Source organism: Nocardioides epinepheli (assembly GCF_037936805.1).
Lineage (GTDB): Bacteria > Actinomycetota > Actinomycetes > Propionibacteriales > Nocardioidaceae > Nocardioides.
In genome coordinates, this window is record NZ_JBBMMC010000013.1 from 23,328 (window position 1) to 35,914 (window position 12,587).

Genomic DNA, 12,587 nt, shown 5'->3' on the forward strand with positions numbered 1-12,587 from the left:
GCTCGGGCCGCGCCATTCATGTCTAAGACGAGTGTCTTACTTGATTTACATGCTCAGGTTGCGTAGACATGCCCCCCGTGACCACGAATCCGACCGCCCTGACCGGAGCGCCCCCGGGCACCGATCACGCGACCCTCCCCGAGCCGGGCCGGCCTCGCTCCGCGAACGGCTCACCACGCCGCGCGTCGAGCCCGAAACGGCCGCTGCGAGCGCTGCGCCTGCTGCGCCGATGGGTCTCTCCCGTCGCGATCATCGTCATCTGGGAGATCCTCAGCCGTACCGGCGTCCTCAGCGAGCGCACGATGGCAGCCCCGTCGACGATCTTCGCCGGCGCCGTAGAACTGGCGCGCGACGGAGTGCTCGGCTCGGCCACGCTGGCCTCGGTCCAGCGCGTGGCCGTCGGCTTCGCCATCGGCGCCTGCATCGGGCTCGTGCTGGCCGTGATCGCCGGGCTGAACCGCGTCGGGGAAGACGCGATCGACCCACCGATGCAGATGCTGCGCACGCTGCCGCACTTCGGCCTCATCCCCCTGTTCATCATCTGGATGGGCATCGGCGAGGCGCCCAAACTCGCCCTGATCGCGATGGGAGTCTGCTTCCCGCTCTACCTCAACACCCTCGCCGGAATCAGGGGGGTGGACCGCAAGGCGATCGAGGCCGCGCGGTCGATGAACCTCACCTGGTCTCAGCGGCTGCGCCACGTCGTCATCCCCGGCGCGCTGCCGCAGACGCTCGTCGGGCTGCGCCAGAGCCTGGGGATCGCGTGGCTCTCGCTGATCGTCGCCGAGACCGTCAGTGCCAGCAACGGTCTCGGCTACATGATCAACCGAGCCCGCGAGTTCGGCCAGACCGACGTGATCGTCGTCGGCCTGGCCGTCTACAGCCTCCTCGGTCTCGCGACCGACGGAATCGTCCGCTACCTGGAAGGCAGGGCTCTCGCATGGCGCGTCTGACCCGCACCCCCACCTCCACTCCCGTCACCGCTCCCACAGCCCCCACGACCGGGCGCCGCGGCGGCAGACAGCTACCCGCCGAGGACACCGCGTCCCTCCCGATCGCCAGCGTGCGCGCGCACAGCCGTGCCTTCGGGGCCCATCAGGTCCTGCGCTCGGTCGACCTCGATATCGCCCCGGGCGAGTTCGTCGCCCTGCTCGGGCGCAGTGGCTGCGGCAAGTCCACCCTGCTGCGCAGCCTGGCCCGGCTCGACAAGGTGCCGGCAGGCGAGGTCGAGATCCGGGGCCGCACGGCGGTCGCCTTCCAGGAGCCACGGCTGCTGCCGTGGCGCCGGGTCCGCGAGAACGTGGCGCTCGCGCTGCTCAACACCGATCTCCGCGCCGAGCGCTACGCCCGCGCCGAGGAGACGCTGGGCGAGGTGAGCCTCGAGGAGAAGCTCGACGCGTGGCCCCTGGAGCTGTCCGGCGGCCAGGCCCAGCGGGTCTCCTTGGCCCGGGCCCTGGTAAGCAACCCCGACCTGCTGCTCCTCGACGAGCCGTTCAGCGCTCTCGACGCGCTGACCCGGATCGAGATGCACCAGATGGTCATCGACCTGTGGCGCCGTCACTCGATGGCCGTGCTCATCGTGACCCACGACGTCGACGAGGCACTCGCCCTGGCAGACCGCGTCCTCGTCCTGGACCAGGGCCGGATGGCACACACCTGGCACATCGAGTCGCGGCGCGACGACCGGTCGCCCTCGAACCCCGAGATCGCCGGCATCCGCGCCGAGCTGCTCCACGCGCTCGGCGTACAGCCGACTCCTCCGAACCCGAACCGCATCCCGATCACCAAGCAAGGGGCAGCATGAACATCCGAATCCCCGGTACCCATCGGCGCCGCGCGCGCCTTGCCACCGCGCTCGCCGCTGGCCTGCTCGGCGTCGCCGCGCTCGCCGGATGCGGTGGAGACGCGACCGGCAACGAGGAGGCCGTCCGCGACGACGGCTCGGTCGACCTGAGCAAGGTCACCCTCATCGTCGGCGACCAGAAGGGCGGCTCGAAGGCCCTCCTGACCGCCGCCGGGCTCCTCGACGACATCGACTACGACATCGAGTGGAAGGAGTTCACCTCCGGCCCACCCCTCCTGGAGGCGATGAACTCGGGCGCCATCCACGTCGGCGGCGTCGGGAACACCCCGCCGCTGTTCGCCGCCGCCGGCAGTGAGTTCAAGGTCGTCCAGGCCGCCACCTACGGCGGTGTCGGCGACGCCATCGTGGTGCCGCCCGGCTCCGACATCACCGACGTCTCCCAGCTCGAAGGGAAGACGATCGCGGTCGCCGAGGGCAGCTCGGCCAACTACAACCTCCTGGCCCAGCTCACCGAGGCAGGCATCTCGTACAAGGACGTGCAGATCAAGAACCTCCAGCCCGCCGACGCGCTGTCCGCCTTCTCGGGTGGTCACGTGGACGCCTGGGCCATCTGGGAGCCGTACACCTCCCAGGCCGAGAAGGACGCCGGCGCGGTGGTGATCGCGACCGGTGAGACACTCGCCAACGGCTACACCTTCCAGGTCGCGTCGAACCCGGCGCTCGAGGATCCGGCCACCACCGCAGCCCTCGAGGACTACCTGGCTCGCATCACGCAGGCCCAGCTGTGGAGCGCCGAGCACAAGGAGGAGTGGGCCAAGGTCTGGTCGGAGGAGACCGGCCTCGCCGAGGACATCACCTTGGCTGCTGTCACCAAGCGCAATATCGAGACCGTCCCCGTCGCCGACACCGTGGACTCCGAGCAGGAGATGGCCGACACCTTCACCGAGAACGGCCTCATCCCCGAGGAGCTGGACGTCTCGGACTGGTTCACCGACCAGTTCGACGGCGTCACCCAGGAGGCGGCCCAGTGATCGACCTGCATTGGTTCCTCCCGACCTCCGGCGACAGCCGCTCGCTGCTCGGCGCCGGCCAAGGCGTGGCCCACGACGATGTCGGCCTGGCCCAGACGGTGGCCTCCGGCTTCCGACCGCCCACGATCGACTACCTCGCCGACGTCGCTCGCACAGCGGAGAGGCTGGGATTCACCGGCGTCCTGACCCCCACCGGCACCTGGTGCGAGGACGCGTGGCTGGTCACCGCCGCACTGGTGCGCGAGACGTCCACCCTGAGGTTCCTGGTCGCGTTCCGGCCCGGGGTCATCAACCCGGTGCTGGCCGCACAGATGGCAGCCGCCTACCAGCGCCTCTCGGGTGGTCGGCTGATGCTGAACGTGGTCACCGGCGGCGAGCCGCGCGAGCAGGCCAGATTCGGCGACACCGACTCCAAGCAGGAGCGCTACCGTCGCACCGGGGAGTTCCTCGACGTCGTCCGCGGTACGTGGACCCAGGCTCCGTTCGACTACGAGGGTCGCCACTTCACGGCCCAGGGCGCGATGGTGGCCGGTGGCATCGACCCGGTCCCGGACATCTACTTCGGAGGCTCCTCGGAGCCGGCCGGCGCGGTGGCGGCCCGGGGCGCCGACGTGTATCTCACGTGGGGCGAGCCCCCCGAGCAGGTCGCGGAGAAGATCGCCTGGATGCGCGGCCTCGCCGCAGCCGAGGGCCGCCGACTCCGTTTCGGGCTGCGCGTCCACACCCTCTCGCGAGACACGCACGAGGAGGCGTGGCGCCATGCCCAGTGGCTGCTCGACGGCCTCGACCCGCGGGTGGTGGCCGGTGCCCAGGAGGCGCTGCGCGCCAGCGAGTCGACCGGTCAGCAACGGATGCTCGCACTGCGCGAGCGCGCCGACGCGACGACCTACACCGATGCTCGTCAACTCGAGGTGCACCCCGGTCTCTGGTCCGGAGTCGGCCTGGTGCGCGGCGGCGCGGGGACCTCGCTGGTCGGAAGCCATGAGGAGGTCGCGGACCTGATCGAGCAGTATCACCGGATCGGGATCGAGGAGTTCATCCTCTCCGGCTATCCACATATCGAGGAGGCCTACTGGTTCGCCGAGGGCGTCATGCCGGTGCTGCGGCGTCGCGGCCTGCTCGGGGAGGGCCGGCCCGCGGACCGTCACGCGCAGCCGCTCGGTGCCTGAGGGGCTCGCGAGCCGTCGCGGCCACCTCCTCGATGCCACACCCTGTGACACGCTGGGGGCATGGACGACGTGAGCTACGGCGTACTGGCCCTGGCGCTGACCCTGGTGTTCGGCACCGCGACCTGGTTCGCCTACCAGAAGCGCGGCCTGGGCGCGGGGCTCAAGGGGGCGGGCATCACGCTGCTCCCCCTGGCGGCCTACCTGACCAAGACGCTGGAGATGTTCACCAGGGTCGGCGACGCGATCAAGGACTGGGCCGTGCGCCTGGTGTTCAGCCCCGTGGTGTGGGTCGGGATCGTGGTGGCCGGCATCGCCGTCCTGCTCTACGGCGCCGGGCGGGTCGTCGACCGTCGTTCCGCGGGCGCACAGCCCGCGGCACGCCCGAGCCGTCGCGAACGACGGGGCGCTCCGGCCGCCCAGAACCCGGGGGCGCTGCCGCCGCCGGGCACACCCGACCGTGGCGCGGTGATCGACGAGGACCTCGCCGACATCGAGGCGATCCTCAAGAACCGAGGAATCAGCTGACCGCGACCGTCTCCCCCCACGAGGCGGTCGACCTCGTGCTCGACCTGCTCGCCGCCCGGCCGGCGAGCCTGGGGACCGGACGTCTCGTGTGCATCGACGGTCCCGGCGGGTCCGGCAAGACGTCCCTGGCCGCCGACCTGCGCCGCGCCACCGGGGCGCCCGTCGTCCACATGGACGACCTGTACGACGGGTGGGACGGCCTCGACGAGGTCGACGACGCACTGGGCCCGCTGCTGACTCCGCTGGCCCGGGGCCGCTCGGGTCACTACCGGCGCTACGACTGGCACCGGGCCGCCTTCGCCGAGCAGGTGGCCGTGCCGCCCTCCGATCTGCTCCTGGTCGAGGGGGTCGGCTCCGGCGCTCCGGCGTTCGCCGACCTGATCACCGTGCTGGTGTGGGTGGAGGCGCGCCACGACGTCCGGCTGCAGCGCGGGCTCGCCCGGGACGGCGAGCACCTGCGCGACCAGTGGCTGCGCTGGCAGGCCGCCGAACGCCGTCACTTCGCCACGCGGCGCACCCGCGAGCGCGCCGACGTGGTGGTGGACGGCGAGGCCGCGATCGGGTAAGCAGAGAGGCCCATGTCGACCTCGGGAGGCTCCTTCATGACCAGCGCTCCAGCCTTGCGCCTGTCCGTCGCGCTCGGGACCGTGGCGGTCCTCGGCGCCACGCTCGCCCCACCGGCGGGCGCGGGTGCGCCGACCCTCCAGCGGCCCGCTCCCCCGCCGTCCACCGACGGCTTCGACGTCACGCTGACCCGCTGGGACGGCGCCCGAGACTTCCGGCAGGGCGAGCTCGACGGACTGCGGGTCAAGGGCGGGCGGCTCGAGCTCGACCGGGTCAAGAACCTCTCCGAGGTGCCCTACGTCGACCCGTTCGCCGAGGGCGAGGGCGCCGGCCGCGTCTACGAGGCCGGCACCTGGACCTCCCCGGTGGTGCCACTGGGCTACAGCGCCGACGAGGCGATCTCGTCCTGGAACGCCACCACGCCGACCGGCACCTGGGTCGAGACCTCCTTCCGCGGCAGGCACGCCGACGGCACCTGGACCAAGTGGTACGTGCTGGGGCGCTGGACCTCCGGCATGGACTTCGAGGCCGGCGACATTCACCGCACCTCGCTCGACGGCCAGCGCGACGGCGACGGGACGGTCTACACAGACACCTTCAGCAGCAAGACCGGCCGCGAGCCGGTGGCCTTCCAGTCGAGGGTCACCCTGCTGCGCCCGGTCGGCGCCCGCACCAAGCCGAGCCTCGACGCGCTCACCACCATGACCAGCGAGCTGGTGCCCGACGCCCCGCCGACCAGCGAGTTCACCCTCGGCCGCCACGTCGAGCTCCGGGTGCCGCGCTACTCCCAGAACATCCACCGCGGCGAGTATCCCGAGTTCGGGGGCGGCGGCCAGGTGTGGTGCTCGCCGACCTCGTCGTCGATGGTGATGCGGTACTGGGGGCGCAAGCACTCCCCCAGCGCCCGCGACGTCGCCGACATCGTGGCCCCCAACGGTGACCCACAGGTCGCCTACGCCGCCATGCACACGTGGGACTTCACCTACGAGGGCGCCGGCAACTGGCCGTTCAACGCCGCCTACGCCCACAGCTACGGCCTCGACTCGTTCGTCACCCGCCTGCGCTCGCTCGCCGAGGCCGAGAGGTTCATCGCCGCCGGGATCCCCGTGATCACCTCGCTGTCGTGGGACCTGGAGGAGATGCCCGAGGCGGGCTACGACACCGACGGCCATCTGATGGTGATCGTCGGCTTCACCGCCGACGGCGACCCGATCCTCAACGATCCGGCGTCCAGCAGCAACGACGCCGTGCGCCACGTCTACACCCGCGAGAACTTCGAGAAGGTCTGGCAGGGCTCGACCGGCGGCGTCTCCTACATCTACACCAAGCCCGGGACCCGGCTGCCGCGCAACCTGCCCGACGTCACGCCGAACTGGTAGGTCCGGACTAGGGCGTGGGCTCCGCGCGGTCGAGGATCGCGCGGAGCTGGCGGACCGCCCGCTTCGCGCGGGCGCCGTCGGATCCCTGGATGCCCATGGCCGAGACCGTGGTGCCGTCGGCCAGGTCGAGCACGACCCACGGAGCGCCCGGGTTCAGCCGGGCAGCCACGATCTCGGGCCACTCGTAGGTGCGCTTGCGGTAGCCGTTGACGACGACGAGCCCGTCCTCGCGCGCCTCGACCCGGCACCGGGCCAGCGCCCAGAGGCAGGCGATGCCCAACCCGAACATGCCGATCACCGTGCCGCGCTGCAGCGGAGTGACGGCATCGCGGGTGCGCTGGTCGAAGCCCACGAACCACAACAGTCCCCCGATCGCCAGCAGAGCGGCGACGGCGGCGATGCCGGCGATGCGTGGGCCCAGCGGACGCCAGGTCACCGGCAGCGTCACCGCCGGCTGCGCCGCGCCGCCCGGCTCAGAGGCGGCAGGCATGGATATCGGTGAGGAGGATGCCTCGGGCGCCGAGGTTGTAGAGATCGTCCATCAGTCGCTGCGAGCCGGCCCGCGGCACCATCGCCCGGACCGCGGACCAGCCCTCGCGACCCAGGGGCGCGATCGTCGGGCCCTCGATGCCGGGGGTGAGCTCGATGGCGGCCTCGAGGTCGGTGTCGGCGATGTCGTAGTCCATCATCACGTAGCTGCGGGCGACCAGGACGCCCTCGATCCGCCGACGGAAGATCTCGAAGGCGCTGTGCGGCCCGCCGTCCCGCGGGCCGCCGACCCGGGTGATGAGCACGGCCTCCGACTCCAGGATCGACTCGCCGAAGGTCTCGAGTCCGGCCTGCCGCAGCGTGGATCCGGTCTCGACGACGTCAGCGACGACATCGGCGACGCCGAGCTGGATGCTCGACTCCACCGCGCCGTCGAGCCGCACGACGGTGGCGTCGAGCCCGCGCTCCTCCAAGAACGTCCGCACGATGCCGACGTACGACGTGGCGATGCGGGTGCCGGCGAGGTCGGCGATCTCGGCGTAGCGGCCCCGCGGGCCGGCGAAGCGGAAGGTGCTGCGCCCGAAGCCGAGCGTCAGCGCCTCCTCGGCCTTCGCACCGGAGTCACGCAGTAGGTCGCGCCCGGTGATGCCGACGTCGAGGGTGCCTTCGCCGACGTACAGCGCGATGTCGCGTGGACGCAGGTAGAAGAACTCCACGCCATTGTCGGGGTCGGCCAGGGTGAGCTGCTTGGAGTCCTCGCGCTGCCGGTAGCCGGACTCGCGCAGGATGTCGGCGGCGGCGGTCGCCAACGAGCCCTTGTTCGGGATCGCGATCTTCAGGGTCTGGTGGGAGGTCTGGGCTGTCATCGTTCGGGTCTCGGTTCTTGCTCAGAGGTGGCGGTAGACGTCGTCGAGGTCGATGCCGGTCGCGATCATCAGCACCTGGGCGTGGTACAGCAGCTGGCTCAGCTCCTCGGCCGCGCGCTCCTTGCCCTCGTGCTCGGCCGCCATCCAGGACTCGGCGGCCTCCTCGACCAGCTTCTTGCCGATCGTATGGACACCGGCGTCGAGTGCCGCCACCGTGCCGGAGCCCTCCGGTCGGGTGCGCGCCTTCTCGGTCAGCTCTGCCCACAGCGCGTCGAACGTCTTCACGATGCCTCACCCTACGGTCCGCGACGCCCGCGACTCGCACCGTGGTCCATCCCCAAGACGCCGAGTCGGCGTTTGTGCTCAACACAAGTGCCGACTCGGCGATCAGTCCGAGAGGCCCCGCAGGAGCTGGGCGGTGCGGAGCGCGGCGGCGGTGGCCTCGTAGCCCTTGTCCTCCGAGGAGCCCTCGAGGCCGGCGCGGTCCAGGGCCTGCTGCTCGGTGTCGCAGGTCAGGACGCCGAAGCCGACCGGGACGGTGTGGTCGAGGGCGACGCGGCCCAGGCCGTCTGTGGCGGCATTGCAGACGTAGTCGAAGTGGGGGGTGCCGCCGCGGATCACGACGCCGAGCGCGATCACCGCGTCGTAGCCGCGCGCCGCGAGCGCGGAGGCGGCGACCGGCAGCTCGAAGGTGCCCGGCACTCGGACGATGGTCGGCGACTCGACCGAGTAGTCGGCCAGGGCGCGGTCGGCGCCGGCGAGCAGTCCGTCCATCACCGTCGTGTGCCAGCTGGCGGCGACGACGGCGACCTTGAGGTCGCCGCAGTCGACGGGCTCGTCGGTGGGTGCTCCGTGTCCGGACATCAGTCGGCTCCTCGGGTGTCGCTGGGCAGGTCGGGCTGCGGGTCGGCTTGCAGGTCGGGCAGGTGGTGGCCCATCCGGTCGCGCTTGGTGAGCAGGTAGGCGAGGTTGTGGTCGTTGGGGTGCGGGGTGAGCGGCACCCGCTCGTCGACGCCGATGCCGTACAGCTCGAGGTTCTCGACCTTGTCGGGGTTGTTCGTGAGCAGCCGGACCCGCTCGACCTTGAGGTCCTTGAGGATCTGCGTGGCGGTGCCGTAGTGGCGCGCGTCGGCCGGCAGCCCGAGGTCGAGGTTGGCATCGACGGTGTCGCGGCCGCCGTCTTGGAGCTGGTAGGCCTGCAGCTTCGCGACCAGGCCGATCCCGCGCCCCTCGTGGCCGCGCAGGTAGACCACGACGCCGCGGCCCTCGGCGACGATCCGCTCCAGCGCCTCGTCGAGCTGTGGGCCGCAGTCGCAGCGGTGGCTGCCGAAGACGTCGCCGGTCAGGCACTCGGAGTGCACCCGGGTGAGCACCGGCTCGGGACCCGACAGGTCGCCGTACACGAGGGCGATGTGCTCGGAGTCGTCGACGGTGACCCGGTAGCCGTAGGCGGTGAACTCGCCGTGGCGGGTCGGGAGCCGGGTCTCGGCGACCCGCTCGACGAGGTTCTCGGTGCGTCGCCGGTAGCGCACGAGGTCCTCGATCGAGATCATCGCCAGCCCGTGCTCATCGGCGAACTCGCGCAGTTCGGGGGCCCGCTTCATGGTGCCGTCGTCGTTGACGACCTCGACCAGGACGCCGGCCGGCGTGAGCCCGGCCAGGGTCGCCAGGTCGACGGCGGCCTCGGTGTGGCCGCGCCGCTGCAGCACTCCGCCCTCGCGGTAGCGCAGCGGGAAGACGTGGCCGGGCCGGGTGATCTCCCACGGCTCGGTGGCGGAGTCGGCGAGCACGCGGGCGGTGTGGGCACGGTCGGCCGCGCTGATCCCGGTGGTGACGCCGTCGCGCGCGTCGACGGAGATCGTGTAGGCGGTGCGCAGCCGGTCCTTGTTGTGCGGGGTCATCAGCGGGATCTCGAGCCGGTCGAGCATCGCGCCGGGCATCGGGACGCAGATGACGCCGCTGGAGTGCCGGATGGTGAACGCCATCAGCTCGGGGGTCGCCTTGCTCGCGGCGAAGATGATGTCGCCCTCGTTCTCGCGCGTCTCGTCGTCGACGACGACCACGGCCTTGCCCGCGGCGATGTCGGCGATGGCGCGCTCGACCGGATCGAGCCGGACGCCGGATGAGTCGGTCATGCGGGTACTCCCTCTCGTGAAGCAGATGAAAGGCCCGTGGCAGGGACGACGGGAAGCACCCGTCGGCTCGCCCGCCACCAGGTGACGAGGCCGGCGACCACGAAGGCCGCGTAGAACAGGTACATGCCGGCGGTCGGGTAGTAGCCGGCCTGGACGAGGGTGGTCACGCCGACGACGTCGACCAGCAGCCAGATCACCCAGAACTCCGTCCATCCCCGCGCCATGCCGTAGGTGGCGAGCATCGATCCGGTGAGGATCCACGCCTCGGTGGCCACTCCCCAGGACCCGATGCGGGTCAGGGCGGCGTACGCGGCGACATAGCCGACGAGACCGAGAGCCAGGAGCTGGAGCCGTTCGGCGCCGGTGGCCCACCGCGGCGCGATCGCGCCGCCGTCGCTGGCGCCGCCGCGGCGGCGCGCCTGCGACCAGGTGTGCCAGCCGTAGAGGCTCACCGCGGCGAAGAACAGCTGCCGGCCGGCCTGACCCCACAGCGGCTCGCCGGCGACCCCGCCGAGCTCGCCGGACACGAAGACGGTGAAGAGCAGGAGGTTGCCGACGAGCCCGACCGGCCAGGCCCAGACCACCCGGCGCATGCCGAACAGGGCGCTGGCGAGGCCGAAGCCGTTGCCGACCACCTCGCGGACCGCGAGCGCGCCGTCACCGACCGGGATCGTCCCGTGCAGGAGCCACTCGAGCGGGCTCATCCGTCGTCTCCGTCCCGCCAGGCGAGCAGTCGCTCGACGTGCTTGGCGAGGACGTCGACCTCGAGGTTGACCCGCTCCCCCGGCTCGCGGGTGCCGAGGGTGGTGCGGGCGAGGGTCTCCGGGATCAGGCTGACGGTGAAGCTGTCCCGGCCGGCCTCCACCACGGTGAGGCTGACGCCGTCGACGGCGATCGAGCCCTTGTCGACCAGGTAGCGGCCGAGTCCGCCGGGCAGCGAGACCTCGACGATCTCCCAGTGCTCGCTGGGAGTGCGCGACACGATCGTGCCGACGCCGTCGACATGGCCCTGCACGATGTGTCCTCCGAGTCGTTTGTCGGCGGTGACCGCGCGCTCGAGATTGACGACGGCGCCGGGCCCGAGCCCGCCGAGCGACGTCTTGTCGAGGGTCTCCTGCATCACGTCGGCGGTCCAGGTGTGGTCGGTGCGCTCGGCAACGGTCAGGCAGCAGCCGTTGACCGCGATGGAGTCGCCGAGGCCGGCGTCGTCGAGCACGACGTCGGCGCGGACGGTGAGCCGGATCGCGTCGCCCTGGTCGGTGACGGACTCGATGGTGCCGAGCTCCTCGATGATGCCGGTGAACACGTCAGCTCTCCTGTGGGGTCTGGCTGGTCGGGTCTGTGGTGATCTGCAGCGTGATGCGCACGTCGGGCTCCTCGCCCTCGGTGCCGTCGAGCACGGTGATGTCGGTGACCACGGGGCGCAACGCTCGTTCGATCCCGGTGATTCCGAGGTCCCCGACCGCGAGCCGTCCGGCGCCGAGCAGCACCGGCGCGACATAGGCGACGATCTCGTCGACCAGGCCGGCGCGCAGGAACGCCGCGGCGAGGGTCGGACCGCCCTCGAGGAACACCTGGCGGCGCCCGAGGTCGAAGAGCTCGGACAGCGCGGCGTGCGGGTCGCGGGTGCGCAGGTGCACGGTCTCGGCGTCGCCGTTGAGGACGCGAGCATGCGGGTCGAGGTCGCGCAGGCCCATGACGGCCCGCAGCGGCTGGACGTCGAGCGGTGCGTCGCCGGCGTCGCGGACGGTCAGGAGCGGGTCGTCGACGGTGACGGTCTCGGTGCCCACCAGCATCACGTCGGCCTCGGCGCGCAGCCGGTGGGCGTCGCGCCGCGAGGCACGGCCCGAGATCCAGCGAGAGCTGCCGTCCGCGGCGGCGCTGCGCCCGTCGAGCGTGGTCGCGAACTTCCAGACCACCAGGGGGCGGCCCTGCTGGAGACCGAAGAGCCAGGCCCGGTTGAGCCGGGCGGCGTCCTCGCCGAGCAGGCCCTCCTCGACGTCGATCCCGGCCGCGCGCAGGGTCTGGACGCCCCCGGCTGCGACGGGGTTGGGGTCACGCCCGGCGAGGACGACGCGACGCACTCCCGCCTCGACGAGCGCCCGCGCACACGGGCCGGTCCGGCCGGTGTGGTTGCAGGGCTCGAGGGTGACGATGGCGGTGGCGCCGCGCGCCCTCTGGCCGGCGGCGGCCAGCGCGTCGGCCTCGGCGTGCGGGGTGCCGGCGCCGCGGTGGTGGCCGGTCGCGACCACCTCGCCGTCGTCGTCGAGCAGGACGCAGCCGACGCGGGGATTCGGTCCGAGCGGGACGCCGGGCGTCGCGGCGAGCCGGAGCGCCAGCGCCATGGCTTCGCGCTCGGCTGCATCGCGGTCGGTCATCGCCCCTCCGGTCCGGTCGGGCTCACGGACTCCGGGGCCGACGGGGACCCTCGGCACGCTCGGCGTGCGTTCGGGTCCACCTGCGTGCACTTCCCATCCGGACTTTCACCGTCGGTCCAGGAGTTCCACCTGGTCAGCCGCTCACTGGCTGTGAGCGGGTCGCGGACTGTCACCGCCGGCTCGGACTTTCACCGACCCCAGAGCACGCGAGCGAATCTTCACTCGTCGTGTGCAGTTTGCCATATCG

14 protein-coding genes, 1 pseudogene and 1 riboswitch are annotated in these 12,587 nt (G+C 71.7%); of the genes and pseudogenes, 7 read left to right on the forward strand and 8 right to left on the reverse strand.

From position 1 onward, the window contains the following. The first annotated feature begins 77 nt into the window (after positions 1–77). The 7 genes from WMR31_RS16710 to WMR31_RS16740 are packed head-to-tail and all read left to right on the forward strand — an operon-like array spanning position 78 to position 6,472. On the forward strand, positions 78–953 hold the full coding sequence (locus tag WMR31_RS16710) for an ABC transporter permease (RefSeq protein ID WP_340540008.1): 876 nt from the start codon (positions 78–80) through the stop codon (positions 951–953). Next, on the forward strand, positions 941–1,804 hold the full coding sequence (locus tag WMR31_RS16715; protein ID WP_340540009.1) for an ABC transporter ATP-binding protein: 864 nt from the start codon (positions 941–943) through the stop codon (positions 1,802–1,804). The genes WMR31_RS16710 and WMR31_RS16715 overlap by 13 nt, the downstream gene beginning before the upstream one ends. Continuing rightward, positions 1,801–2,835 (forward strand): ABC transporter substrate-binding protein, encoded by a 1,035-nt coding sequence (locus tag WMR31_RS16720; RefSeq protein WP_340540010.1) that lies wholly within the window; start codon positions 1,801–1,803, stop codon positions 2,833–2,835. The genes WMR31_RS16715 and WMR31_RS16720 overlap by 4 nt, the downstream gene beginning before the upstream one ends. Next, on the forward strand, positions 2,832–4,004 hold the full coding sequence (locus WMR31_RS16725; protein WP_340540011.1) for an LLM class flavin-dependent oxidoreductase: 1,173 nt from the start codon (positions 2,832–2,834) through the stop codon (positions 4,002–4,004). Before WMR31_RS16720 ends, WMR31_RS16725 begins: the two co-directional genes overlap by 4 nt. A gap of 60 nt (positions 4,005–4,064) precedes the next feature. Further along, positions 4,065–4,529, forward strand: coding sequence for a hypothetical protein (locus WMR31_RS16730; RefSeq protein WP_340540012.1), 465 nt, complete (start codon positions 4,065–4,067; stop codon positions 4,527–4,529). Between the two features lie 35 nt (positions 4,530–4,564). Next, positions 4,565–5,095 (forward strand): uridine kinase family protein, encoded by a 531-nt coding sequence (locus tag WMR31_RS16735; RefSeq protein WP_340540013.1) that lies wholly within the window; start codon positions 4,565–4,567, stop codon positions 5,093–5,095. Positions 5,096–5,131: 36 nt separating this feature from the next. Further along, complete coding sequence (locus tag WMR31_RS16740) at positions 5,132–6,472, forward strand: C39 family peptidase (protein ID WP_340540014.1); 1,341 nt, start codon at positions 5,132–5,134, stop codon at positions 6,470–6,472. A 7-nt stretch (positions 6,473–6,479) separates the two neighbouring features. Here WMR31_RS16740 and WMR31_RS16745 read toward each other — a convergent pair whose 3' ends face one another. The 8 genes and pseudogenes from WMR31_RS16745 to ribD form a co-directional block, all read right to left on the reverse strand. Next, positions 6,480–6,962 (reverse strand): PH domain-containing protein, encoded by a 483-nt coding sequence (locus WMR31_RS16745; protein ID WP_340540015.1) that lies wholly within the window; start codon positions 6,960–6,962, stop codon positions 6,480–6,482. After that, the gene (hisG, locus tag WMR31_RS16750; RefSeq protein ID WP_340540016.1) at positions 6,946–7,827 is read right to left on the reverse strand and encodes an ATP phosphoribosyltransferase; all 882 of its coding nucleotides are present in this window, start codon (positions 7,825–7,827) and stop codon (positions 6,946–6,948) included. The genes WMR31_RS16745 and hisG overlap by 17 nt, the downstream gene beginning before the upstream one ends. Before the next feature lie 21 nt (positions 7,828–7,848). Then, entirely contained in the window at positions 7,849–8,112 is a 264-nt protein-coding gene (locus tag WMR31_RS16755; RefSeq protein WP_340540017.1) for a phosphoribosyl-ATP diphosphatase, read from the reverse strand. 102 nt (positions 8,113–8,214) lie between these two features. Beyond that, entirely contained in the window at positions 8,215–8,691 is a 477-nt protein-coding gene (gene ribH, locus WMR31_RS16760; RefSeq protein ID WP_340540018.1) for a 6,7-dimethyl-8-ribityllumazine synthase, read from the reverse strand. After that, entirely contained in the window at positions 8,691–9,962 is a 1,272-nt protein-coding gene (locus WMR31_RS16765; protein WP_340540123.1) for a bifunctional 3,4-dihydroxy-2-butanone-4-phosphate synthase/GTP cyclohydrolase II, read from the reverse strand. Before WMR31_RS16765 ends, ribH begins: the two co-directional genes overlap by 1 nt. Positions 9,963–9,998: 36 nt before the next feature. Then, positions 9,999–10,666: pseudogene (pnuC, locus tag WMR31_RS16770) on the reverse strand (nicotinamide riboside transporter PnuC); the annotation flags it as partial. Beyond that, a complete protein-coding gene (locus tag WMR31_RS16775; protein WP_340540019.1) occupies positions 10,663–11,268 on the reverse strand; it encodes a riboflavin synthase in 606 nt (201 codons plus the stop codon). The gene WMR31_RS16775 and the pseudogene pnuC, both read right to left, overlap by 4 nt. A gap of 1 nt (position 11,269) precedes the next feature. Then, positions 11,270–12,340, reverse strand: a complete 1,071-nt coding sequence (gene ribD, locus WMR31_RS16780; RefSeq protein ID WP_340540020.1) for a bifunctional diaminohydroxyphosphoribosylaminopyrimidine deaminase/5-amino-6-(5-phosphoribosylamino)uracil reductase RibD — start codon at positions 12,338–12,340, stop codon at positions 11,270–11,272. An 80-nt stretch (positions 12,341–12,420) separates the two neighbouring features. Continuing rightward, a riboswitch (FMN riboswitch) is annotated at positions 12,421–12,550 on the reverse strand. Between the last annotated feature and the right edge of the window lie 37 nt (positions 12,551–12,587).

Excerpts from the sequence above, each read along its gene's own strand:
- WMR31_RS16715 (WP_340540009.1), top strand. The coding sequence starts at position 941 with ATGGCGCGTCTGACCCGCACCCCCACCTCCACTCCCGTCACCGCTCCC.
- WMR31_RS16720 (WP_340540010.1), top strand. The coding sequence starts at position 1,801 with ATGAACATCCGAATCCCCGGTACCCATCGGCGCCGCGCGCGCCTTGCC.
- WMR31_RS16730 (WP_340540012.1), top strand. The coding sequence starts at position 4,065 with ATGGACGACGTGAGCTACGGCGTACTGGCCCTGGCGCTGACCCTGGTG.
- WMR31_RS16740 (WP_340540014.1), top strand. The coding sequence starts at position 5,132 with ATGACCAGCGCTCCAGCCTTGCGCCTGTCCGTCGCGCTCGGGACCGTG.
- WMR31_RS16745 (WP_340540015.1), bottom strand. The coding sequence starts at position 6,962 with ATGCCTGCCGCCTCTGAGCCGGGCGGCGCGGCGCAGCCGGCGGTGACG.
- hisG (WP_340540016.1), bottom strand. The coding sequence starts at position 7,827 with ATGACAGCCCAGACCTCCCACCAGACCCTGAAGATCGCGATCCCGAAC.
- ribH (WP_340540018.1), bottom strand. The coding sequence starts at position 8,691 with ATGTCCGGACACGGAGCACCCACCGACGAGCCCGTCGACTGCGGCGAC.
- WMR31_RS16765 (WP_340540123.1), bottom strand. The coding sequence starts at position 9,962 with ATGACCGACTCATCCGGCGTCCGGCTCGATCCGGTCGAGCGCGCCATC.
- ribD (WP_340540020.1), bottom strand. The coding sequence starts at position 12,340 with ATGACCGACCGCGATGCAGCCGAGCGCGAAGCCATGGCGCTGGCGCTC.